The organism is Streptomyces sp. NPDC051133 (genome assembly GCF_040682635.1).
GTDB lineage: Bacteria > Actinomycetota > Actinomycetes > Streptomycetales > Streptomycetaceae > Streptomyces.
The window spans coordinates 59,040-81,819 of sequence record NZ_JBFBBK010000014.1 but is presented as its reverse complement, the minus strand read 5'-3'; the positions used below and the strand labels follow the sequence as shown (position 1 = coordinate 81,819).

General features: G+C 72.6%; 22 protein-coding genes. 7 read left to right on the top strand and 15 right to left on the bottom strand.

Going from position 1 to position 22,780, the window contains the following annotated elements:
• Positions 1 to 6: 6 nt before the first annotated feature.
• Positions 7 to 210, bottom strand: coding sequence for a hypothetical protein (locus tag AB0N17_RS16715; protein ID WP_030346494.1), 204 nt, complete (start codon positions 208 to 210; stop codon positions 7 to 9).
• A 381-nt stretch (positions 211 to 591) separates the two neighbouring features.
• Entirely contained in the window at positions 592 to 873 is a 282-nt protein-coding gene (locus AB0N17_RS16710; protein ID WP_366012035.1) for an acylphosphatase, read from the bottom strand.
• A gap of 184 nt (positions 874 to 1,057) precedes the next feature.
• On the opposite strand from AB0N17_RS16710, the gene AB0N17_RS16705 reads away from it, so the two are divergent.
• Positions 1,058 to 2,362: a CAP domain-containing protein gene (locus AB0N17_RS16705; RefSeq protein WP_366012034.1), complete on the top strand. Its 1,305-nt coding sequence runs from the start codon at positions 1,058 to 1,060 to the stop codon at positions 2,360 to 2,362.
• Between the two features lie 175 nt (positions 2,363 to 2,537).
• Here the strand turns inward: AB0N17_RS16705 and AB0N17_RS16700 are convergent, their stop codons facing one another.
• A complete protein-coding gene (locus AB0N17_RS16700) occupies positions 2,538 to 3,122 on the bottom strand; it encodes a flavodoxin family protein (protein WP_366012033.1) in 585 nt (194 codons plus the stop codon).
• A gap of 125 nt (positions 3,123 to 3,247) precedes the next feature.
• Here AB0N17_RS16700 and AB0N17_RS16695 point away from each other — a divergent pair, with 125 nt between their 5' ends.
• Positions 3,248 to 3,643 carry a helix-turn-helix domain-containing protein gene (locus tag AB0N17_RS16695; RefSeq protein WP_366012032.1) on the top strand — a complete coding sequence of 132 codons (396 nt, stop codon included), beginning with the start codon at positions 3,248 to 3,250 and terminating at the stop codon, positions 3,641 to 3,643.
• Here AB0N17_RS16695 and mutM read toward each other — a convergent pair.
• From mutM to recG, 8 genes are all read right to left on the bottom strand, one after another.
• Entirely contained in the window at positions 3,616 to 4,476 is an 861-nt protein-coding gene (mutM, locus tag AB0N17_RS16690) for a bifunctional DNA-formamidopyrimidine glycosylase/DNA-(apurinic or apyrimidinic site) lyase (protein ID WP_366012031.1), read from the bottom strand. The two genes, AB0N17_RS16695 and mutM, sit on opposite strands and share 28 nt — an antisense overlap.
• Before the next feature lie 83 nt (positions 4,477 to 4,559).
• The gene (gene rnc / locus AB0N17_RS16685; protein WP_366012030.1) at positions 4,560 to 5,372 is read right to left on the bottom strand and encodes a ribonuclease III; all 813 of its coding nucleotides are present in this window, start codon (positions 5,370 to 5,372) and stop codon (positions 4,560 to 4,562) included.
• A gap of 20 nt (positions 5,373 to 5,392) precedes the next feature.
• Positions 5,393 to 5,566 carry a 50S ribosomal protein L32 gene (gene rpmF / locus AB0N17_RS16680; RefSeq protein WP_003951102.1) on the bottom strand — a complete coding sequence of 58 codons (174 nt, stop codon included), beginning with the start codon at positions 5,564 to 5,566 and terminating at the stop codon, positions 5,393 to 5,395.
• A 2-nt stretch (positions 5,567 to 5,568) separates the two neighbouring features.
• Positions 5,569 to 6,222: a YceD family protein gene (locus tag AB0N17_RS16675; protein ID WP_366012029.1), complete on the bottom strand. Its 654-nt coding sequence runs from the start codon at positions 6,220 to 6,222 to the stop codon at positions 5,569 to 5,571.
• 127 nt (positions 6,223 to 6,349) lie between these two features.
• Positions 6,350 to 7,450: an ATP synthase F0 subunit B gene (locus AB0N17_RS16670; RefSeq protein WP_366012028.1), complete on the bottom strand. Its 1,101-nt coding sequence runs from the start codon at positions 7,448 to 7,450 to the stop codon at positions 6,350 to 6,352.
• Between the two features lie 57 nt (positions 7,451 to 7,507).
• Positions 7,508 to 7,987 carry a pantetheine-phosphate adenylyltransferase gene (gene coaD / locus AB0N17_RS16665; RefSeq protein ID WP_366012122.1) on the bottom strand — a complete coding sequence of 160 codons (480 nt, stop codon included), beginning with the start codon at positions 7,985 to 7,987 and terminating at the stop codon, positions 7,508 to 7,510.
• 26 nt (positions 7,988 to 8,013) lie between these two features.
• A complete protein-coding gene (gene rsmD / locus AB0N17_RS16660) occupies positions 8,014 to 8,601 on the bottom strand; it encodes a 16S rRNA (guanine(966)-N(2))-methyltransferase RsmD (protein WP_366012027.1) in 588 nt (195 codons plus the stop codon).
• A 63-nt stretch (positions 8,602 to 8,664) separates the two neighbouring features.
• Positions 8,665 to 10,881 (bottom strand): ATP-dependent DNA helicase RecG, encoded by a 2,217-nt coding sequence (recG, locus tag AB0N17_RS16655; protein WP_366012026.1) that lies wholly within the window; start codon positions 10,879 to 10,881, stop codon positions 8,665 to 8,667.
• A gap of 199 nt (positions 10,882 to 11,080) precedes the next feature.
• On the opposite strand from recG, the gene AB0N17_RS16650 reads away from it, so the two are divergent.
• Positions 11,081 to 12,919 (top strand): HSP90 family protein, encoded by a 1,839-nt coding sequence (locus AB0N17_RS16650; protein WP_366012025.1) that lies wholly within the window; start codon positions 11,081 to 11,083, stop codon positions 12,917 to 12,919.
• Entirely contained in the window at positions 12,916 to 16,386 is a 3,471-nt protein-coding gene (locus AB0N17_RS16645) for a tetratricopeptide repeat protein (RefSeq protein ID WP_366012024.1), read from the top strand. The genes AB0N17_RS16650 and AB0N17_RS16645 overlap by 4 nt, the downstream gene beginning before the upstream one ends.
• A 33-nt stretch (positions 16,387 to 16,419) precedes the next feature.
• Here the strand turns inward: AB0N17_RS16645 and AB0N17_RS16640 are convergent, their stop codons facing one another.
• Positions 16,420 to 18,174 carry a DAK2 domain-containing protein gene (locus tag AB0N17_RS16640; protein ID WP_366012121.1) on the bottom strand — a complete coding sequence of 585 codons (1,755 nt, stop codon included), beginning with the start codon at positions 18,172 to 18,174 and terminating at the stop codon, positions 16,420 to 16,422.
• Between the two features lie 258 nt (positions 18,175 to 18,432).
• On the opposite strand from AB0N17_RS16640, the gene rpmB reads away from it, so the two are divergent.
• Complete coding sequence (rpmB, locus tag AB0N17_RS16635; RefSeq protein WP_003993230.1) at positions 18,433 to 18,618, top strand: 50S ribosomal protein L28; 186 nt, start codon at positions 18,433 to 18,435, stop codon at positions 18,616 to 18,618.
• Positions 18,619 to 18,815: 197 nt separating this feature from the next.
• Here rpmB and thiD read toward each other — a convergent pair whose 3' ends face one another.
• Positions 18,816 to 19,601 (bottom strand): bifunctional hydroxymethylpyrimidine kinase/phosphomethylpyrimidine kinase, encoded by a 786-nt coding sequence (gene thiD / locus AB0N17_RS16630; RefSeq protein WP_366012023.1) that lies wholly within the window; start codon positions 19,599 to 19,601, stop codon positions 18,816 to 18,818.
• Entirely contained in the window at positions 19,598 to 20,563 is a 966-nt protein-coding gene (locus AB0N17_RS16625) for a thiamine-phosphate kinase (protein WP_366012022.1), read from the bottom strand. Before AB0N17_RS16625 ends, thiD begins: the two co-directional genes overlap by 4 nt.
• A gap of 265 nt (positions 20,564 to 20,828) precedes the next feature.
• Here AB0N17_RS16625 and AB0N17_RS16620 point away from each other — a divergent pair, with 265 nt between their 5' ends.
• Both AB0N17_RS16620 and AB0N17_RS16615 read left to right on the top strand, forming a co-directional pair.
• Entirely contained in the window at positions 20,829 to 21,062 is a 234-nt protein-coding gene (locus tag AB0N17_RS16620; RefSeq protein ID WP_366012021.1) for an Lrp/AsnC ligand binding domain-containing protein, read from the top strand.
• 20 nt (positions 21,063 to 21,082) lie between these two features.
• Positions 21,083 to 21,601 carry a DUF3515 domain-containing protein gene (locus AB0N17_RS16615; RefSeq protein WP_366012020.1) on the top strand — a complete coding sequence of 173 codons (519 nt, stop codon included), beginning with the start codon at positions 21,083 to 21,085 and terminating at the stop codon, positions 21,599 to 21,601.
• Positions 21,602 to 21,611: 10 nt separating this feature from the next.
• Here the strand turns inward: AB0N17_RS16615 and AB0N17_RS16610 are convergent, their stop codons facing one another.
• Positions 21,612 to 22,769 carry a D-alanine--D-alanine ligase family protein gene (locus tag AB0N17_RS16610; protein ID WP_366012019.1) on the bottom strand — a complete coding sequence of 386 codons (1,158 nt, stop codon included), beginning with the start codon at positions 22,767 to 22,769 and terminating at the stop codon, positions 21,612 to 21,614.
• Between the last annotated feature and the right edge of the window lie 11 nt (positions 22,770 to 22,780).

Here is a 22,780-nt window from a genome sequence, read left to right as displayed (position 1 = left end):
CAGTGATCAGGTGAGCGCAGGCTCCGCCTGGTGTGCGTCGATGCTCTCCATGATCCTGTCCTGAGAGGCGGCAGCCGTCAGCGCTTCGTTCTCCGCCTGGATCCGTCCGAGCTCGGACTCCAGGTCCTGCACACGCTGCTGCAGCCGTCGCATCTCGGCGAGGAGTCGAGGGTCGGAGCCGCCGACGTAACCGAGAAGCGCCTTTGCCATGATGGATGGTCCTCCACAATGAGTGACCGACCGATGCGGTGTGGGTCGTGAGGGATTTGCACCCGCGGTGCTTGGCACATCCGGGTGTTGCTCTGCTGTTGCTCCATGCCAAACAGCTAAGGTGCGCGGGGCTTTCAGCGTCTCACCAAAAAGTTTGACGGTCAACACGATCACGCCCTGTATTGGCGGGCGAACCGGGCGCGCGGCCGGAAAAGTGGCGGCGCTGGGAGTCATCCGGAGCCCTCAGGGCGTGACGATCAGCTGTACCAGCGGAGCCTCCCACGCCGCGGCGTTCTTGGCAACCACCAGGTCGTTTCTGCTCTCCGCATGTGCCCCCGGCAGCTCGCCGCACCCCTGCCTGCGCGGCTTTACAGAAACGGCTCAGCGGATGGCGAAGCCGTCGTAGCCGCCGCGCGGTGTGTCCCAGATCTCGGTGACACCGTCGACATGGCCGGGCGTGTCGTCGCCCTCGAGCCAGTCGAGCAGCCCCTCGCAGCCCGCGCGTGAACCTTCCGCGACCACCTGGACCCGGCCGTCGGCCAAATTGAGAGCAAAACCACTCAGGCCGCCGATCTCCAGCGCCTTGGCGCGCGTGAACCAGCGGAAACCCACACCCTGCACGCGTCCGCGCACCCAGGCGACCAGCCGTACATCCTCACTCATGGGTGCAACCTAACCGGCCGATGTCGCTCGGCACACGCCGCCCCTCAGCGGCATGGGGTACCGTCCCGACCCAATAAATCTCATATGAAACTCACTCGATCGAGTGAGCGGGGTTGGCCAGAGGGAGTCACGCACAGCGCACGGGCACCGGGTCGACCGCGAGGACGAGGAAGAGGGCACGGACATGGGCCGCCACCGACGTTCCGCCGCCGGCCGCGCCGCCACGGGCCACGCCCCGGGGGGCACGCACGCGCACCACTCCGCTTCCGGAGCCGCAGGGACCGCAGGGACCGCAGGAGTCACCGGGGCCGTCGGTGGTGAGGGCCACCAGGACGCGTACGCAGGCGGTTCGCAGTCAGGCGGCTCGCACACGGGCAGGCAGGCGCCCCGGGGCATCGCGCCGTATCTGAACCCCGAGGCCTACGCCGACGCGACCGCGAGGGCACACGCGTACTTGTTCGAGGCGGAGGACGGCCGGACTCCGGGCGGGGACGGTTACATGGGCGGCGGCTTCATCCCGGACGGCGGCCCGGCGGACGGTTCCGGCCAGGGCGGCCGGCGCCGGAAGAAGACCGCGCGGCCGGTGCGGACGGGCCTGCTCGGGATGTCGGCCGCCGTCGCCCTCGGTACGGCCGCCGTGGCCACGGGCGTGGTGCCCGGCCTGCAGCACTACAAGCTCGGCGGTGCCTCGCACACCACGGGCGGCGACCGAATACAGGCGGCGGGCTCCCCCACCAACACGGCCACCGCGCAGGGCGGCACCTCGGGCAGCGCCGGCAGCGGCACGGGCAGCACCGCCCCGGCCGGCGGGAGCACCGGGCACGTGACGCCCCCGACCCCGTCGCCCTCCGCCTCGCCCTCCGCCTCAACCTCCGCCTCCGCCTCCCCCTCGAACGCCCCCTCCTCTTCTCCCTCGGCTTCCTCTCCCTCGAAGCCGGGCTCGCCGAAGCCGCAGGCCACCAGGGCGACCCCGGTCAGGACGGCCACGCGGAACCCCGCCCCCGCGGCCCCCGCGGCCCCCAGGGCCACGCCGTCCACGCCGAAGGGCACTCCGTCGCACAGGGCGACCAAGGCGCCGACGCCCAGCTCCGCACCGGTGACGGTGTCGGCGCAGGCCGCCGCCGAGGCGCAGGTGCTGAAGCTCGTCAACGAGGAGCGGGCGAAGGTGGGCTGCAGCCCCCTGACGGCGAACTCCTCGCTGACCAGGCTGGCCGAGTCCTTCAGCGACGACATGGCGGCCCGGGACTTCTTCGACCACACCGACCCGAACGGCAGGACGCCCTGGGACCGGGCGGCGGCGGCCGGTGTCACCGAGCTCGGCGGCGAGAACATAGCCCGCGGGCAGGCCGACGCGGCGGCCGTGGTGCAGGCCTGGATGAACAGCCCCGGCCACCGCGCCAACATCCTGAACTGCGACTTCAGGACCCTCGGTGTCGGCGTCCACTTCGGCCCGGGCGGCCCTTGGTGGACGCAGGACTTCGGTTACTGAGAACCCGCCGGGCCCGGCCTTGTGAGATCCCCCGTGCGGCGGTGCAAGCGACAGGGGGCGACATGGACTGTTCTCGGAGTGGGCGTGTTCGTGGCTCTCGTGGCTCTCGTGGAAGCGCTCAGCGGACAGCCCGGCCACAGCCGGGCCGCGGGACGAAGAGGCGGACCCGCGCTGCTCAGGCGGCGACGCGCCCCCGGGCGAACACCGTCGCCGTCTCGGCCACCCGGCGGCCGAGGTGCTCGGCGGTGGCGAGGTCGGCCTTGTGGACGGCCTCCGGGCCCTCGTCGTTGTTGCTCTGGGCCGCGGCGCCGGAGAAGAAGCCGAGGCGGTTCAGGTCGTTCTCCGATGCGGTGCTGCTGTTCCAGCCCGGGTGCAGGCCGAGGTTGACCCAGGTCATGCCGTGCTGGGCGGCGAGCGTCTGGAAGAACTGCAGGGTGTGCAGCTTGTCGCCGCTCTTGGACGCCGAGTTGGTGAAGCCGGCGGCCAGCTTGTCCTTCCAGTCCTGGCCGAACCAGCGCTTGGACGTCGCCTCGGCGAAGACGTGGAAGGCTCCGGAGGCGGTGCCCATGTAGGTGGGCGAGCCGAAGACGATCGCGTCGGAACGGTCCAGCACCGCCCACTCCTCCTCGGTGATCCCGTCGACCTTGATCAGGTGCGCCTCGGCACCTGCGTCGGCGGCACCGGCCCGGACGGCCTCGGCGAGTACGGCGGTGTGACCGAAACCGGAGTGGTAGGCGATGGAGATGACAGGGCTGGTCATGAGGACTCCTCGAAAGGGGCGGCTGGCAGGGCTTGGGCAGCTCGAATGAACTAACCACAGGAAAGCACTATCTACAAGTTAGTGCAAGCTAGTGGTTAGCGCTGCACGCGCGTACCCTTGCCCGTATGACCGCCACCACTCCGGACCAGGACGACCTCGCCTACGACGTCTTCGCCAAGGCCTGCCCGTCGCGCGGAACGCTGGAGCACGTCACCGGCCGCTGGGGCGGACTGACGCTCGGCGCGCTGTACGAGGGCTCGCTGCGCTTCAACGAGCTGCGCCGCCGTGTCGACGGGGTGAGCGAGAAGATGCTGTCCCAGACGCTGCACGCACTGGAACGCGACGGCCTGGTGCACCGCGATGCCCAGCCGACCAACCCGCCCCGGGTGGACTACGAACTCACCCCCCTGGGCCGGCAGGTCGCGGGGCGGCTGCTGGCGCTCATCCACTGCGTGGAGGGCGCCATGGACGACGTCCTGGCGGCCCGCGCGCGTTACGACGAGACGCGCGGCGGCCTCTGACACTTCGGGCAGAAGTAACTGGAGCGGTTCATCCAGGCGCGGCGGCGCATGGGGGTGCCGCACCGCTTGCAGGGCAGGCCTTCGCGCCCGTACGCGTCCAGGGAGCGGTCGAAGTAGCCCGACTCGCCGTTGACGTTGACGTACAGGCTGTCGAAGCTGGTGCCGCCGACGGCCAGGGCCGCGTTCATCACGTCCCGGACGTGGCCGAGGAGCGCGGTGGTGACCGGGCGGGTGAAGTTCGCGGTCGGGCGCTCGTAGTGGATGCGGGAACGCCAGAGCGCCTCGTCCGCGTAGATGTTGCCGACCCCGCTGATCAGCGACTGGTCGAGCAGGGCCCGCTTGATGGTGGTCCGTTTGCGGCGCAGCGCCAGGTGGAAGGCCTCGTCGTCGAACAGCGGATCGAGAGGGTCGCGGGCGATGTGCGCGATGACGTCGGGCAGGCCCTCGGGGGTGTTGTCGTGCAACGACAGGCCGCCGAAGGTGCGTTGGTCGACGAAGCGCAGTTCGGTGCCGAGCGAGTCGGCGAACCGGACCCGGATGCGCAGATGCTTCTCGTCCGGCGCCTCGTGCGGCTGCACCAGCAGCTGGCCGCTCATGCCGAGGTGGGCCAGGACGGACTGGTTGGTCTCCTCCAGCGGCAGCCACAGGTACTTGCCGCGCCGGCTGGGGACGCCGATGTGGTGGCCCTTGAGCCGGTGCGCGAAGTCGTCGGGGCCGGCCAGGTGCCGGCGTACGGCGCGCGGGTGCAGCACCTCGGTTTCGGCGACGGTGCGGTGCGCGACCCAGCGCGCGAGGCCCCGCCGTACGACCTCGACCTCGGGCAACTCGGGCATCGGTACCCCCCGTACGGAGCGTGGATGAGCCGAGCGCCCGCCCCGGCGTGAACGGCGGGGCGGGCGCTCGGTACTGCTTGTCGTCAGGCGGAGGCCGACGCCTCGTCGGCGCTCTCGGCGGCCTTGGCCGCCTCAGCCGCCTCAGCTACCTCAGCTGCCTTGGCTGCCTTGGCTCGCTCGTCCGCCGCGGCCCGGATGGACCGCCAGGCGGACTCGGCGGCCTGCTGCTCCGCCTCCTTCTTGCTGCGGCCGGTGCCGGTGCCGTACGAGACGCCTCCGACGCGGGCGGCAGCAGTGAAGGTCTTCTCGTGATCGGGGCCGGTCTCCGTGACCAGGTACTCGGGCACGCCGAGCCCCTCGATCGCGGTCAGCTCCTGGAGGGACGTCTTCCAGTCCAGGCCGGCTCCGAGGTTGGAGGACTTCTCGATCAGCGGGTCGAAGAGCCGGTGCACCAGCTCGGACGCCGCGTCGAGGCCCTGGTCGAGATAGACCGCGCCGATCACCGCTTCGAGGGTGTCGGCAAGAATGGATGCCTTGTCCCGGCCGCCTGTGCCCTCTTCACCCCGGCCGAGCCGGATGAAGGCGCCCAGGTCGAGGCCGCGCCCGACCTCCGCCAGCGCACGCGAGTTGACCACCGCGGCCCGCAGCTTGGCCAGCTGGCCTTCGGGCAGGTCGGGGTGGGTGCGGTACAGCGTGTCCGTGACGACGAGACCGAGGACGGAGTCACCGAGGAACTCCAGCCGCTCGTTCGTCGGCAGACCGCCGTTCTCGTACGCGTAGGAACGGTGGGTCAGCGCGCGCACCAGAAGGGCGGACTCGACCTGGTAGCCGAGCCGCCCTTCCAGAAGCGTGTGGGACGAGGCCTGGTTTTCCGCCGCCTTCTTGGGACTGGACACAGTGCCTCTCACCAGCCCGCTCAGACTTCGAGGACCTGGCGCTTGTTGTAGGTGCCGCAAGACGGGCACGCGATGTGCTGCTGCTTGGGCTCGTGGCAGCGCTCGCACGCAACCAGGGTGGGGACCGCAGCCTTCCACTGCGACCGGCGGTGGCGCGTGTTGCTGCGCGACATCTTCCGCTTCGGAACAGCCACGGCTACTTCTCCTGCTTCTCGTCGGCGCGTGCTGACTGAGGCGCGCCGCCGCTCATCTCGTCCTTCTCGCCGTCTTCGAGTGAACCGGCGAGTCCCTGCAATGCCGCCCAACGGATGTCGACGGCGTCGTGGTGGTGGTCCGGGTCGTCCGCGAGCCGCGCTCCGCACTCGGAGCACAGGCCCGGACAGCCTTCCTGGCACACCGGCTGCATCGGCAGTGCGAGCACCACCGCATCGCGCAGCAGAGGTTCGAGGTCGAAAAGTCCGTCCTCGAGGAAGAACCTGTCCTCGTCGTCCTCGGCGTCGTCGCCCGGTTCCGCGATCACACGGCCCCGGTCGTCGGCGTCAGGGTACGTGAACAGTTCCTGGAAGTCCGCTTCGAGCTCCAGCCCGAGCGGCTCCAGACACCTTACGCACTCCCCCTCGGCCTGTGCACGGGCGGTGCCTGTGACGAGCACCCCTTCCATGACCGACTCGAGCCGGAGTTCGAGCTCCACCGGGGCGCCTTGCGGCACTCCGACGACCCCCTGGATGCCGAGATCGGCGGGAGCGTCGATCGTGCGGGTCAGGCGCTGCAGCGCGCCAGGACGCCGACCCAGCTCGTGCGTGTCGAACACGAGGGGGTTGCGGTGGTCGAGGCGGGCGTTGGAGGCCATTCCTGCTTTCGATCTTCGAACTCGGAGGGCCGCCGCCCGTAGATGCTGCGGGCAGCGGTGATCGCGGACGTACACGCGACCGAACAGCCAGGATACTGGACCTTTCGCTCAGGGCCCAATCCGGGCGTCACTGCAGACCGCGGCCCTGCTCGTAGGCCCTCAGCTGCTCCGCGCTGATCATGCTCGTGTCGAAGAGGCTGGTCTCGTCGAGGGCGTAGCCCTGCTGCTGCTGGTGCTGCTGGGCCTGCTGCGCCTGCTGGGCCTGCTGCGGGTCGTAGGCGGCCTGCTGGGGGTCGTAGGAGCCCTGGTAGGCGTACGGGTCGGCTTGCTGGTAGCCGTACGGGTCCTGCTGGCCGTAGGCGGGCTGCTGCGGGAAACCGCCGTAGGGGTCCGGCTGCTGCTGGTCGTAGGAGTAGGCCGGCTGCGGCTCGTACGACGGCTGCGGCGGCTGCGGCTGCTGCTGCGGCTGCTGCTGCGGCCGGTCCGGGCGCTCGGCCGGGGTGTCCTGCTCGGCGAGGGCCGCGAGGTCGGCGAGGTAGTCGGCGTCGCTGGAGTGCTGGAAGGTCGTGGAGTCGTCGGCGAGGGCGCCGAGGTCGTCCGTGGCGATCCGGCCGTGCAGCTTCTGCCGGCCGCGGCCGACGGCCTCCAGGGTCTTGGCGAGGACCGCCTCGAAGGCGCCGAGCTTGACGTCGACGTACTGGTCGGCGTTGTGGCGCAGGGTCTCCGGGTCGTGGCTGCGCTCGGGGGCGTCCTCGTCCTCGTAGCCGTTCTCGTCCAGGCCGGGCCCGGTGCCGAGCAGCTTCTCGCGGCCACGGCCGACCGAGCCGAGGGTCTTGGTGAGGACGACCTCGAAGTTGGCGAGCTTGGAGTCGACGTAGTCGTCGGCCTCGGCGCGGATCTCCTCGGCCTCCTTGCGGGCCTCGGCGAGGATCCGGTCGCTCTCGGCCTGGGAGCGGCGGGCGATCTCGGTGCCGGAGACCAGGGAGCCGCGTTCGGCGTGCGCGTTCTCGATGATCCGGTCGGCCTCCATGCGGGCCTGCTCGACCATCTGCTCACGGTCGCCGATCAGCTCCTGCGCCTGTGCGAGGGAGCCGGGCAGCGCCTGGCGCACCTCTTCGAGCAGCGCGAGCAACTCGGCGCGGTTGACCACGCAGGACGCCGACATGGGCATGGACCGGGCGCCGGAGACCGTGGAGACGATCTCGTCGAGCTTCTTCTGCACGTCCACCTGTGCTCGCCACTCTCTACAGCCGGGTTGGAGACGGACGGGACGACTGTAGCCCCATCAGTCCTTGCGCAGACGCTTGTTCAGTGCCTGGAGGACCTGGGAGGGCACCAGGTGGGAGACGTCTCCGCCCCAGGCCGCGACCTCCTTGACCAGGGAGGAGGACAGGAAGCTGTACGTGGGGTTGGTGGGCACGAACAGCGTCTCGACGCCGGTGAGGCCGATGTTCATCTGGGCCATCTGCAGCTCGTAGTCGAAGTCGCTGACGGCGCGCAGGCCCTTGACGATGGCGGGGATGTCGCGCTGTTTGCAGAAGTCGACGAGGAGGCCGTGGAAGGCCTCGACGCGGACGTTCGCGTACTCGGAGGTGACCTCGCGGATCAGCTCGATCCGCTCCTCGATCTCGAACAGGCCCTTCTTGGACTGGTTGATCATCACCGCGACGTACACCTCGTCGTACAGACGGGAGGCGCGGGCGATGATGTCGAGGTGTCCGTTGGTGATCGGGTCGAACGACCCGGGACAGACGGCGCGGCGCACTTGTGATCCCTCGCTCTCCGGTCCGGTCATCGTGCGTCTTCGCACGTAGAGGCGGCGCGACCGTACCAAAACGTTCCCTCGCCGTAGCGACGCGACCGGATCGCCTCGAAGCCGTCCGGCCAGTGGAATTCGCCGCCTCTGGTGCTGCGCTCCACGGTGACGAGCGCTTGCTCAGCGAGCCAGTCTTCCGAGTGGAGTGTGAGCAGGATCTCGCGAAGATCGTCGTCCGTGACGGCGTACGGGGGGTCGAGGAAGACCAGGTCGTACGGCTCTTCCGGGGCCGGTGCCTTGATGATCTGTTCCGCTTTGCCCGCTCTGACCTCGGCGCCCGGCAGGCCCAGGTTCTTCACGTTCTCGCGGACGATCCTCGCCGCACGGGCGTCGGCCTCGACGAGGAGCGTGTGGCTCGCGCCCCGGGAGAGGGCCTCCAGGCCCACGGCGCCCGAGCCGGCGTAGAGGTCGAGGACCCGTTCGCCGTCCAGCGGGCCGCCCAACAGTGACTGCCAGGTCGAGAAGAGACCTTCACGGGCGCGGTCGGAGGTGGGCCGGGTGCCGGTGCCGGGGGGCACTGAGAGGCGCCGTCCGCCGGCCCGGCCGGCGATCACGCGGGTCATGTGGGGTCCTTCTCAGTGGACGACGTTACGGTTCATTGTCGCGCCCCTTCGGTGGCGCACACCTCATCCCTTCTCCAGGTACTGCTCCCTCTCCTCGTCCACAAGGGCGTCCAGGGCCGTACGCAGCCCCGGCAGGTGCTCCAGCTCGGGATCGGCGGCCACCAGCGCCGCCGCCTCCTCCCTCGCCTCCGCGATGACCTCCTCGTCCTCGATGACCGCGAGGACCCGCAGGGAGGAGCGGGCGCCGGACTGGGCCTGGCCGAGGACGTCGCCCTCACGGCGCTGTTCGAGGTCGATGCGGGAGAGCTCGAAGCCGTCGAGGGTGGAGGCGACGGCGTTCAGCCGCTGGCGGGCGGCGCTGGCCTCGGGCATCTCGCTGACCAGGAGGCACAGGCCGGGGGCCGAGCCCCGGCCGACGCGGCCGCGCAGCTGGTGGAGCTGGGAGACGCCGAAGCGGTCGGCGTCCATGATGACCATGGCCGTGGCGTTGGGGACGTTGACGCCGACTTCGATGACCGTCGTGGCGACCAGGACGTCCGTCTCGCCGGCCGCGAAGCGGCGCATCACGGCGTCCTTGTCGTCCGGGTGCATGCGGCCGTGGAGGACCTCGACCCGCAGGCCCTGGAGGGGACCCCGGCCGAGCTGGCCGGCCACGTCGAGGACGGCGAGCGGCGGGCGCTTCTCTGCCTCGTCCTCCGGGGACTTCTTCCCGGCCGCCTTCTTCGGGTCGGCCGCCTCGTCGATGTCGTCGCCGATGCGGGGGCAGACCACGTACGCCTGGTGGCCGTTCACCACCTCCTCGCGCACCCGCTCCCAGGCGCGGGCGAGGAAGTGGGGCTTGTCGGCGGCCGGGACCACGTGGGTGGCGATCGGGGAGCGGCCGGCCGGGAGCTGGTCGAGGACCGAGGTCTCCAGGTCGCCGAATACCGTCATGGCGACCGTGCGCGGGATGGGGGTGGCCGTCATGACGAGGAGGTGCGGGGGCTGTTTTCCCTTGCCGCGCAGGGCGTCGCGCTGCTCGACGCCGAAGCGGTGCTGTTCGTCGACGACGACCAGTCCGAGGTCGTGGAACTGGACCTTGTCCTCGATCAGGGCGTGGGTGCCGATGACGATGCCGGCCTCGCCGGTGGCCAGGTCCAGCAGGGCGTGGCGGCGGGCCGCGGCGCCCATGGAGCCGGTGACCAGGACCACCTTGGTGGCGTGCTCGGCGCCGCCCAGCATGCCGCCCTCGGCCAGCTCGCCCATCATCTCGGTGACCGAGCGGTGGTGCTGCTGGGCGAGGACCTCGGTGGGCGCGAGCATGGCCGCCTGCCCGCCCGCGTCGACGACGGCGAGCATGGCGCGCAGGGCGACCAGCGTCTTGCCCGAACCCACCTCTCCCTGCAGCAGCCGGTGCATCGGGTGGTCGGTGGCCAGGTCGCCGAAGATCTCGCGGGAGACCTTCTGCTGGCCCTCGGTGAGGGTGAAGGGCAGGCGGTCGTCGAAGGACGTGAGGATGCCGTCCGGCTTCGGGGTGCGGGGGACGGCGGGGAGCTGGGTGTCGGCGTACCGGCGGCGGGCCAGGGCGACCTGGAGGACGAAGGCCTCGTCCCACTTCAGGCGGGCGCGGGCGTCGCCGATGTCGGCCTTGGTGTGCGGGCGGTGGATCTTGAGCAGGGCCTCGGGGAGCGGGAGCAGGCCGCGGCCCGCGCGGAGGGAGTCCGGGAGGGGGTCGAGGGCCTCCTGGGCGCTGGGCAGGACCGTCTGGACGGCCTTGCCGATCTTCCAGGACTCCAGTTTGGCGGTGGCGGGGTAGAGCGGGATCAGGGCGCCGGCCCAGGTCTCGACGGTCTCGTCACTGTCGCCTCGGAGCAACTCGTACGCAGGATGGGCCAGTTGCAGCCGGCGGTTGAAGACGGAGACCTTGCCGGCGAACATCGCGCGGGTGCCCGGGAGCAGTTCCTTGTGGGGTTTGTGCACGCCGCTGCCGAAGAAGACCAGTTGGAGCCGGCCGCTGCCGTCCGTGATGGTCACCTCCAGGCGCTGCCCCTTGCCGCGGGGGGCCTTGGCCGAGGCGAAGGTGTGCAGGCGGGCGTCGGCGACCTGGGCGACCACCGTGACGTGTTCGTCCATGGGGAGGTCGGCGAGGTGGGTGAGCTGGCCGCGCTCCTCGTACCTGCGTGGGTAGTGGTGCAGGAGGTCGCCGACGGTGTGCAGGCCGAGGTGCTCGGCCATCACCTTCGCGGTGGCGGGGCCGAGCACCTTCTTCAGTGGTTCTTCCAGTGCGGGCACGAGATCCATTGCACACCACGCCACCGACAATGACGTACACGCTGTCCTGCGGGTTCGTCCCGCGATGTCGGAGAGATTCGGGAAGCCCCTGGTCAGGTGGTCTGTTCCGCTCTAGGATGACGCGCTCCGGCCATCCCCCGCGGTCACCGCCCCTTCCGGGACCGCCCGACCCCGCGCCGCCCCCTCTCCCCCCTCCGGCGCAGTGACGATGGACTCGCAGACCTCACAGTCATCCCAGGCATCCCGGTCACCTCACACACCCCATACGTTCCAGGTCGACCTGCGCGGTCTGGTGGACCTGCTCTCCCATCACCTCTACTCCAGTCCCAAGGTCTATCTGCGCGAGCTGCTGCAGAACGCCGTGGACGCCATCACCGCCCGGCGGGCGGCGGAGCCGGATGCCCCGGCGCTGGTCCGGCTGTACGCGGCGGACGGCGGGCTGCGGGTGGAGGACAGCGGCGTCGGGCTCACCGAGGCGGACGTGCACAGTCTGCTGGCGACGATCGGGCGCAGCTCCAAGCGGGCCGAGGGCCTGCAGGAGGCCCGGTCCGACTTCCTCGGCCAGTTCGGCATCGGCCTGCTCGCCTGCTTCGTGGTCGCCGAGCGGATCCGGGTGGTCAGCCGCAGCGCCCGTACGCCGGACGCCCCGCCGGTGGAGTGGACGGCGTGCGACGACGGGTCGTACACCGTGCGCACCCTGCCGGACGCGGAACGGACCGAGCCGGGTACGACCGTGTACCTGGCCGCGCGGGCGGGTGCGGCCGAGTGGCTGGCGCCCGAGCGGGTCTCCGCCCTGGCCCGCGACTTCGGTGCGCTGCTGCCGTACGACGTCCGGGTGGGCGAGGAGCGGATCACCGATCTGCCGGCGCCCTGGGACCGGCCGTATCCGTCCCCCGCCGGGCGGCGGGTGGCGCTGGCCCGGCACTGCCGCGAGCTGTTCGGGTTCACACCGCTGGACTCGATCGACCTGGACGTGCCGCTGGCCGGGATCCGCGGGGTGGCGTACGTGCTGCCGTCGGCGGTCAGCCCCGCCCAGCGGGCCACGCACCGGGTGCACCTGAAGGGCATGCTGCTCACCGAGCGGGCCGAACAGCTGCTGCCGGACTGGGCGTTCTTCGTGCGCTGCGTGCTGGACACCGACAGTCTGCGGCCCACGGCCTCGCGCGAGTCGCTGTACGAGGACGAGACCCTGGCGGCCGTGCGGGAGGCGCTCGGGACACAGATCCGGTCCTGGCTGACCGGGCTGGCCGCCGGCGATCCGGAGCGGCTGGCGGCCTTCCTCGCCGTGCACCACCTGGGTGTGAAGTCCCTGGCCCGGCACGACGGCGAGATGCTGCGCACGATGCTGCCGTGGCTGCCGTTCGAGACGACCGACGGACAGCTGTCCCTGGAGGAGTTCGCGCAGCGGCACCCGGTGGTGCACTTCACGCGGACCGTCGAGGAGTACCGGCAGGTCGCGCCGATCGCCTCCGCGCAGGGCGTGGGCGTGATCAACGGCGGCTACACGTACGACAGCGAGCTGGTCGAGGCGCTGCCGTCCGTGCGGCCCGGGACGGTGGTCGCCGAGCTGGACGCGGACACCGTGACGGCGCACCTGGACGCGGTGGATCCGGGCGAGGAGCTGGCGCTGTCGGGCTTCCTGGCGGCCGCGCGGGCGAAGCTGGACCCGCTGGGCTGTGACGTCGTCCTGCGGGCCTTCCACCCCCTGTCCGTGCCGGCGCTGCACCTGGACGACCGGGGGGCGCGGCACGAGCAGGCGCGGGCGGCGGCCGAGGAGCGGGCCGACGATCTGTGGGCGGGCATCCTGGGCTCGCTGCGCGGCAGCGCCCCGCGCGCGCGGCTGGTGCTCAACCATCTCAGTCCGCTGGTACGGCGCATCGGTTCGCTGCGTGATCCGGAGCTGATCGGCACCGCGACCGAGTCGCTGTACGGGCAGGCGCTGCTGATGGCGCGGCGCCCGCTGCGGTCGGCCGACTCGGCGCTGCTCAACCGTGCCTTCATCGGCCTGCTGGAGTGGGCGACCCACGGAGAGGGCGACGGGCGATGAGCGAGATCACGGACTTCGACGGTCTGCGCCGGGCGATGGCGGAGAACGGCGAGCAGCCGGAGGGCCCGGCCCGCAACGCCCGCGCGGAGCAGCTGCTCGCCGAGGCGGAGCGGCTGAACATTCCGCTCGCCGTGATCGAGGCGCTCGGACACCAGCTGAAGGTCTACAACTACAGCTCCGAGAAGGACAAGATGTTCGTCCCGTTCGCGCGGCTGCTGCGCCTGTGGGACGAGCGGCCCGGGGACTTCGACGAGTACGAGGCGCACTCGCTGCACTGGGTCTTCAAGTGGATGTCGGCGGGGATGCTGGACCAGCCGCACGTCCCGCTGGCCTCGGTCGAGAAGTGGCTCGGCGAGATGGAGCACCGGTACCGGCTCGCCGGGTACTCCGAACGGGCCGTGCGCAGCGCCGAGTTCAGCGTGGCCACGCACGTCGGGGACCTGGCGCGGGCCGAGCGGGCGTACGGGGCGTGGCTGGCCGCGGACCGGGACCGGATGGCCGACTGCCACGCCTGCGAGCTGCACGGGCAGGGCGTCTGGCAGGCGGAGCGCGGCCGGGACGCGGAGGCGCTGCGGCTGTGGGGGCCGGTGCTGGAGGGCGAGTACACCTGCGCGCACGAACCGCACACCGTCCTCGCCTCCTCGCTGGTCCCGCTGCTGCGTCTCGGGCGGGTGGAGGAGGCCCGGGCGCACCATCTGCGGGGCTTCCGGCTGGTGCGCCCCATGGAGAGCATGCGGAGCGCGTACGCGGACCACGTGGAGTTCTGCGCGCTGACCGGGAACGAGGCGCGCGGGCTGGAGCTGCTCGCGCAGCGGCCGGCGTACTTCACGGACACCGGGCATCCGCGCAGCCGGCTGGAGTTCATGGCCGTGGTGACGCTGCTCACGGACCGGCTGGCCGAGCTGGGGTTCGGCGAGCGGCAGGTGCCGGGGCCGGCCGGGCGAACCTGGACGGCGCGGGAACTCGCCGCGCACGCGCGCGTGGAGGCGCTGGAGCTGGCCGGCCAATTCGACCTGCGCAACGGCACCGCGCACGTGGGCGAACGGGTACGCGCGCGGATGGCGCAGCGCCCCCTGGTGGACCGGCTCCCGCTGGGCGTCCGCACGACCCGCTCCGTCGCGGCACCGGCGCCCGCGGCGGCCCCCGCGGCGGCGCCCCCGGTACGCGCGGCCGAGCCGGACCTGCCGTCGCTGCTCGCGGAGGCACGGCGGCTGTCGGACACCCTGCAGCCCCACGCGCTGGAGGCATGGGCGGCGGTCGCGCGGGCCGCGCGGGGCGTCGAGCTGGACCCGCGCGCCCGCGCGGAGATCACCGAGCACGAGGCGATGGCCCGCGGCCCCGAGGGCGTGGAGCTGTTCGACGCAGCGGCCGAGCTGTACGCGGAGGCGGGCGACCCCGGCGAGGCGCTGGCGGCCCGCGCGCGCGGGGCGTACGTCCGCGCGCTGCGGGGCGAGACGGCCCCGGCGGTGGGGGCGGTGACCGCGTTCTACGACGAGGTGCTCGCCCTGTACGCCGAGGAGGCCACCGGCGTACGGCAGACGGCCTCGGTCCTGATGAGCCGGGCCCGCATCCTGATGCACCGCCTGCACGGGGGGCCGCCGGGTGCGGGGGCGGTGCCGGACGGGCCGGGGCCCGTGGAGGTCGTGCCGGACGGGCCGGGGCGCGAGGGCGCTGTGCCGGACGGGCCGGGGCCCGCCGAGGTCGTGCCGGACGGGCGGGCGTGCGAGGGCGCGGTGCCCGACGGGCCGGGGCCGGACTGGCCGGTCCCGGACGGACCCGAGTTGGACGGACCCGAGTCGGACGGACCCGAGTCGGACGAGTCCATGCCGGACGGGCCCGAGTCGGACGAGTCCATGCCGGACGGGCCCGGCGTCGGTGGTGCCGGGGTGGCCGGGCCCGGCCTCGCCGAGGTCGTGCCGGGCGGGCCGGGGCGCGAGGGCGCGGTGCCGGACGGGCCCGGACCCGGCGAGGTCGTGGACGGGCCGGGGTGCGAGGGCGCGGTGCTCGACGAGCGGGCGGGCGAGGGCGCGGTGCCGGACGGGCCGGGCCGCGACGGCGCTGTGCCCGACGGGCCGGGGCCGGACTGGCCGGTCCCCGACGGGCCCGGGTCGGGCGGGCCCGGGTCGGACGGGTCCGAGTCGGGCGGGAGCGGCGTCGGTGGTGCCGTGGGGGCGGCCGAGCAGGCTGTGCGGGAGGTGCTCGCGCTGGTCGGTGGGCGGGTCGGGGACGACGTGCGGCTGGCGGCCCGGGTCGCGGAGGCGCGGGCCATGCTGGGCGAGCTGGCGGAGGGCCGGGGGGACGCGGAGCGGGCCCTGGAGTCGTTCCGGCGGGCGGCTGCCGAGTACGTGGACGCCGGGCTGCCGTGGTTCGCGGTGGAGTACCAGGTGCGGGTCGCGGCACTGGCCCATCAGGCGGGTGACCTCGCCGAGGCCGAGCGCGCGCTGCGGGCCGCGCTGGAGCACGGCGGTCCGTACCTGGAGTCCGTCGGGCGGGCCCAGCTGCATCTGCAGCTCGCCCAGGTCGCCGGCGGCCGTGGTGAGCCCGTCGAGGCCGCCGAGCACGCGCTGGAGGCCGCGCACTGGGCCGACGAGGCCGGTGAGAGCGGCACCCTGGGCGCTTGGGCCCGGCAGCAGCTGGGCGGCTTCCTGCTGCGGCAGGGGCGGTGGGCCGAGGCGGCCGAGGTGCTGGAGTCGGCGCTGGCCGAGCTGAGCGCCGGGACGCACGGCGACGGGGCGGTCGTACAGGCGCGCTGGTGGCTCGGGGACTGCCTGCAGGAGCTGGGCGAGCACCGGGAGGCGGCGGAACACCGGCTGCGGGCCGCCGACATCGCCCGGCACTGGCCCGAGCAGCAGGACCACGCCACCCTCGCCCACCTGGCCGCCGAGTCCCTGAGCAACGCCGGTCTGCTGGAGGAGGCCGACGAGGCCTACGCGCGCGCGGGCGAGCTGTGGCGTGCGCTGGGCAACCCGCAGTTCCTGGTCCGCTCGCTGCGCGCCCGCGGCTGGCTCGCGCTGCGCGCGGAGTCCGGGGTGGAGGGCGCGCGGGAGCTGATGGTGGACGCGGTCCACACGTGCGAGCGTGCGCTCGGGGCCGCGGCGGACCCGGTGGCCCGGGAGCAGCTCACGGCGGAACTGGGCACCACCCACCGCCAGTTCGGCGACCTGCTGGCCCGCTCGGTGGCCGAGGAGGCGGAGGACGGTGTGATCCAGGACGCCTTCGAGGCCGCGCTCGTCCAGATGGACCGGGCGGCCACGCTGTTCGGCTCGCTGGGCGCGGACGGGCTGCACAGCCGTACCGGCGCCGAACTCGCCGCGGGCTGGCTGGAGGCCGATCTGGGGCGGCCCGCCGACGCGGCGGCACGCGCGCGTGGCGTGCTCGCGGCCTATGCGGGCGCGGGCGACGCGGAGGAGGTCGTCGGGGCCCGGCGGGCCGAGGCCAAGCAGATGCTCCAGGCGGCGCAGGAGTGAGAAGGGGCCGGCGGGGGTTCGCGCGGGGAAGGACTACTCCACGCCGATGAGCAGCAGCGCCCCTTGCCGGCCGCCCCGGTACACCACCGTGTCCACGGCGAGGTAGGACTCCCGCACGCGGGCCTCCAGGCGGTCGGCGACGGTCTCGGGCGCCTCCTCGCCGACGACGAGGGTGACCAGCTCGCCGCCGGCCTGGAGCATGCGGTCCAGGACGGTCTGGGCGGTGGCGGTGACGTCGCCGCCGATCACCGCCACGTCCCCGTCGATCAGGCCCAGCACGTCCCCGGCCTGACAGATGCCGGCCGTCGTCCAGGACTGGCGTTCGGCGACGACGACCTCCGCGTACCGGGTGGCGCCCGCCGCCGAGGTCATCTGGACGACGTCCTCGTCGAAACGGCGCTCCGGCTCGTGCACGGCGAGCGCGGCGATGCCCTGGACCGCCGAGCGGGTCGGGATCAGGGCGACGCGGATGCCCTCGCCGCGGGCCTGCTCGGCCGCGGCGGCGGCCGTGTGGCGCAGCTCGGCGTCGTTGGGCAGCAGGACGACCTCGCGCGCGTGGGCGCGCCGCAGGGCCTGCACCAGCTCTCCGCTGGCGGGCGGCTCCCCGGGGCGCGCGAGGACGGTGGTCGCGCCCGCCTCGGTGTACAGCCCGGCCAGGCCCTCGCCCGGTACGACGGCGACGACGGCCCGCTGGGCGCGCTCGCGCGGGGGCCGTGCGCCCCCGGTGTGCACGTCGCCGAGTCCGAAGTGGGTGATCCTGATCCGGTACGGCCGCCCGGCCTCCACGCCCGCCTCCACGGCGGCCCCGGCGTCGTCGACGTGCACGTGGACGTTCCACAGCCCGTCGCCGCCGACCACGACCAGCGAGTCCCCGAGGGTGTCGAGCCGTTCCCGGAGCCGGGCCACGGCGGCGTCGTCGGCCTCCAGCAGGTAGATCACCTCGAACGCCGGCCCGTCCGCCCGGGCCACCTCCGCACACGGCCCGGCTGCTTCGGCAGCCCCGGACGCGGCCCCGGAAGCAACTCCGGAAACGGCGACGGACGCAGCCCCGGAAGCAGTTCCCGAGACGCCCGCCAGGACGGCGCCCGGGAGCGTCCCGGCAGACGCCCCCTCGGACATCCCGCGCTCCCGCACCGCCTCCCCCGTGAACGCCTCCACCAGCGCCCCCAGCACCGCCACCAGCCCCCGCCCTCCGGCGTCGACCACTCCCGCCCGCCCCAGCACGGCCAGCTGGCCCGGAGTCGCCGCCAGGGCCGCCCGCGCCCCCGCGTAGGCGGCCCGCGCGACCACCCCGCAGTCGCCCTCCGCCCCTTCCGCGGCCTCGGCGGCGGCCGAGGCGACCGTCAGCACCGTGCCCTCCACGGGGTGGGCCACGGCCTGCCGGGCGGAGTCGGCGGCCCGGCGCAGCGCCAGCCGCAGCACGGAGCCGTCGATGTGAGGCGCGTCACCGCCCTCCGTGAGCACCTGTGCCATCCCGCGCAGCAGCTGGGCGAGGATCGTCCCGGAGTTGCCCCGCGCCCCGATGAGCGCCCCGTGGGCCATGGCGCGGACCGCGTCGGCGGGCGAGGGTTCCTCGGAGCCGGTCTCGTGCCCGGCGAACACCGCCTCCACGGCCGTCGCCGCCGACTCCAGGGTCAGATAGAGGTTCGTCCCGGTGTCGCCGTCGGCCACCGGATAGACGTTGATCGCGTCGATCTCCTCACGGGCCCGTCCCACCGCCCGGAGCGCCAGACCGCACCAGGTGCGCACCGCGAGAGCATCGAGGAATGTCTGCGGCACCTGCGCCACCTGCGCCTCCCTGAGCTGGCTGAACGTGGGACGCAGCGTAGACCCCGGGACCGTGTGCACCGGAAGAGGGCCGGGAGCGGGGCCCTGATCTGTCATGGTAATTTCCTTGTACGGACGCAGTCGTTGTATGCTGCTCCGGTTGCCCGATCCGATCGGGCCATTCCCCTGGCAACGCCACTCAAGATCTCATGTCTTAGGATCTCGATCCCGGCATGCCGGGATCAACCGTAAGTGCATCTGAAGTCTTTGGAGTGACCCGTGGCTGCCAACTGCGACGTCTGCGGCAAGGGGCCGGGCTTCGGCAACAACATCTCGCACTCGCACCGCCGTACGTCCCGCCGCTGGAACCCGAACATCCAGCGTGTGCGTACCGTGGTCGGCGGGACGCCGAAGCGCGTGAACGCTTGCACCTCGTGCATCAAGGCCGGCAAGGTCTCGCGCTGACGCTACAGCTGAGCGCGCGGCCACTGCTTGGTTCGCTGCACTGAGCCGGTCCACCTCACGGTGGGCCGGCTTTTTGCCGTACCCGCGATCCGTACTCGCGATCAGGCCGCACCCGCGATCAAGCCGCACCCGCGCTCGGCCCGCGAGCCGCGGGCCGACCACCGGCCGGCCCGCGCCCCCGCTCACCGCTCCCCCGCTCACTCGCGGAAGCGCCACCCATGGTCCACCGGCCCGATCCCCGCGCCCAGCGCGAACCCGGCGGCGATCGCCCCGGTGACGTACGCCTTGGCCTGCGTGACCGCCTCCGGCACGGTCAGGCCCTTCGCCAGCCCCGACGCGATCGCGGACGCCAGCGTGCAGCCCGTGCCGTGCGTGTGCCGGTTGTCGTGGCGCGGGGCCCGCAGCCAGTGCTCGGCCGAGCCGTCCGTGAGCAGGTCCACGGCGTCCCCGGACAGATGCCCGCCCTTGATCAGCACCCAGCGCGGCCCGTACGCCAGGACGGCGTCCGCCGCCCGGCGCAGATCGCCCTCCGCCTCGACCCGTACCCCCGTGAGCTGGGCCACCTCGTCCAGGTTCGGGGTCGCCACGGTCGCCACCGGCAGCAGCTTCGTGCGGACGGAGTCCAGGGCGGTCGCGGCCAGCAGCGGATCCCCGTGCTTGGAGACGCCCACCGGGTCCACCACGGCCGGCACATCGGTGCCGGAGATCAACTCGGCCACCGCCTCGACCAGTTCGGCCGAGGCCAGCATGCCCGTCTTCACGGCCTGCACGCCGATGTCGTCCACGACGCTGCGGTACTGGGCCCGCACCGCCTCCACCGGCAGTTCCCAGGCACCCTGGACGCCCACGGAGTTCTGCGCCGTCACGGCCGTGATCACGCTCATCCCGTGCACGCCGAGCGCCAGCATCGTCTTCAGGTCGGCCTGGATGCCGGCCCCGCCGCCGGAGTCCGAACCGGCCACGGTCAGCACACGCGCGATCATGACTCCATGTCTCCGAAGTGGTCCCAGCCGCCCTTGCTGGTCCAGGGCGCCCCGTCGACGGTCACCTGGGGCAGGGCGGAGGGGTTGAGGACCTCGCCGATGACCTTCCAGCGCGCGGGGAGCTTGGTGTCCGACGGGAAGGTCGCGACGATCGCGTGATCCTCTCCCCCGGTCAGCACCCACTGCAGCGGGTCCACGCCCACGGCCTGCCCGATGTCGTTCATCTGCGTCGGGATGTCGATCGCGCCGGAACGGATGTCGATGCGGACCTTGCTGGCCTCGGCGATGTGCCCGAGGTCGGCGATCAGCCCGTCGCTCACGTCGCACATCGCGGTCGCGCCGAGCGCCGCGGCGGCCGGGCCCGCGTGGTACGGCGGCTCGGGACGCCGGTGGGCCTCCACGAAGGCGCGCGGCGAGCGGAAGCCGCGGGAGAGCACCGCGTAACCGGCCGCGGACCAGCCCAGCCAGCCGGTGACGGCCACGAGGTCGCCGGGCTGGGCGCCCGCTCGTGTGACGGGCTCCTGGTTGCGCAGATCGCCGAGCGCGGTGATCGACACCATGATCGTGTCGCCGCGTACGACGTCTCCGCCGACCACGGAGGCGCCCGCGACCTGGCACTCGTCGCGCAGCCCGTCCATCAGCTCGCTGGGCCAGGTGACCGGCAGCTCGGCCGGGACGACCAGGCCGAGCAGCAGGGCGGTCGGTACGGCGCCCATGGCGGCGATGTCCGCGAGGTTCTGCGCGGCGGCCTTGCGGCCGACGTCGTAGGCCGTGGACCAGTCGCGCCTGAAGTGCCGCCCCTCCAGCAGGATGTCGGTGCTCGCCACCACCCGGCGGTCGGGCGCGGCGACCACCGCGGCGTCGTCGCCGGGTCCGACCCGGACCGCCGGGGTGGCGGTGAGACGGGAGGTGAGCTCCCTGATGAGCCCGAACTCCCCGAGCTCACCAACAGTGCCCTTCATGTCCCTTGCTCCCCTTCTCTGCCTTGCCGCGCCCACTCGCGCCCCCTCAGTGTCCCCGATACGGTGAGGTGACCGTCGACGCGGTCGAGGTGACCGTCGATACGGACCGGACGACCGTCTACGACCCGGACGACCGTCAACTTCCGTCGTGCCTGCACCCTGGCGCGCAAGCCCGGTTCCCGCAGGTCTCCCCGCGGGGAGCGGCGACGCGATACCGTGGCGTTCCTTTTCCCCACATGATCCTCGTGGCCGCCCTGGAGGTTCCGTGGTACAGGCGTACATCCTGATCCAGACGGAGGTCGGCAAGGCGTCGACCGTCGCCGAGACGATCAACAAGATCCCTGGAGTGATGCAGGCCGAGGACGTGACGGGACCGTACGACGTCATCGTCCGGGCCCAGGCCGACACGGTCGACGACCTCGGTCGCATGGTGGTTGCGAAGGTCCAGCAAGTGGACGGCATCACGCGCACCCTGACCTGCCCGGTCGTCCATCTGTAGCCCCCGTCTACGCTTGGCCGGTGAACATCTTCCGTCGCCGGCCCCTCGGTCTGCTCGCGTCGGCCCTGCTGATCACGGTCGCGGGCTGCTCCACAGCGGACGACGGCGCCACGGTGGCGGTTCCCGGCCCCGACGCGAAGACGGCGACGGTGTGCCGGGACCTGCACCGGGTGCTGCCGCGGAAGCTCGACGGGCGAGAGCGTGCCGACCCCGAGCCCCGGTCCGCCTACACGGCGGGCTGGGGAAACCCGGCGATCATACTGCGCTGCGGTGTCGTACGGCCGCCGAAGATGGTCGACCCGAAGGTGGCCGAGGGCGGGGACCCGGACGCCGTCGCGGGCGGGGTGAACGGCGTCGACTGGCTGATGGAGAAGCAGGGCGACGGCACCTGGCGGTTCACCACGGCGAACCGCGTGGCCTACGTGCAGGTCAGCCTGCCCGAGGGGATGTCCGCGCAGGAGGAGGGCACCGCGGTGCTCACCGATCTCGCGCCCTGCGTCAAGAAGGCGATCCCCAAGGGGATCGCCTCCATGAGATGAGCGCCGTGGCTCAGCGCAGGCCGGTCGGGCGGCGCAGCGCCGCCTGTACCAGCCGGTCGATCAGCTCGGGGTAGCCGACCCCGGTGGCCTGCCACATCGCCGGGTACATCGAGATCGGCGTGAAGCCGGGCAAGGTGTTGATCTCGTTGATGACGAACTCGCCGTCCTCGGTGAGGAAGAAGTCCGCGCGGACCAGGCCCTCGCAGGAGGCCGCCTCGAACGCCTCGACCGCGAGCCGCCGCACCTCGGCGGTCTGCTCCTCGGTGAGCGGGGCCGGGACGATGCCGGGCGTGGAGTCGATGTACTTGGCCTCGAAGTCGTAGTACGCGTGCGTGTCCGGCGGCGGGATCTCGGCCGGGACGGAGGCGCGCGGGCCGTCCTCGAACTCCAGGACGCCGCACTCGATCTCGCGGCCCCGCACGGCCGCCTCGATCAGGATCTTCGGGTCGTGCGACTGCGCCTCGGCGATCGCCTCGTCCAGGCCGGCCAGGTCGTCGACCTTGGTGATGCCGATCGACGAGCCCGCGCGCGCGGGCTTCACGAACAGCGGCCAGCCGTGCTCGCCGGCGAAGTCGATGACCTTCTTGCGGGCGGCGGACTCGTCCTGCTGCCACTCGCGGGGGCGGATCACCACGTACGGGCCGACCGCGAGCCCGAAGGAGGTGAAGATCCGCTTCATGTACTCCTTGTCCTGGCCGACGGCCGAGGCGAGCACACCGGCGCCCACGTACGGCACTCCGGACAGCTCCAGGAGGCCCTGCAGGGTGCCGTCCTCGCCGTAGGGGCCGTGGAGCACCGGGAAGACCACGTCGACCTCGCCGAGCGCCTTGGGCACGGAACCGGGCTCGCTGTAGACGACCTCGCGGTTGGCGGGGTCGACGGGGAGCACCACACCGCCCTCGTGCGACTCCGCCAGCTCTTCCACGGTGGGAGTGCGGCGGTCGGTGATGGCCATCCGCTCCGGCTCGTCGGCCGTCAGCGCCCAACGGCCGTCCCGGGTGATGCCGATCGGCAGGACGTCGTACTTCGTCCGGTCGATGGCCTTGAGGACGGCGCCGGCGGTGACCACGGAGATCCCGTGTTCGGAGCTGCGCCCGCCGAACACGACGGCCACGCGCGGCTTGCGCGACGGCTGCTCAGGGCTCTGGGGAAGGTTCTCGGTGCTCATATCGCGTTGAG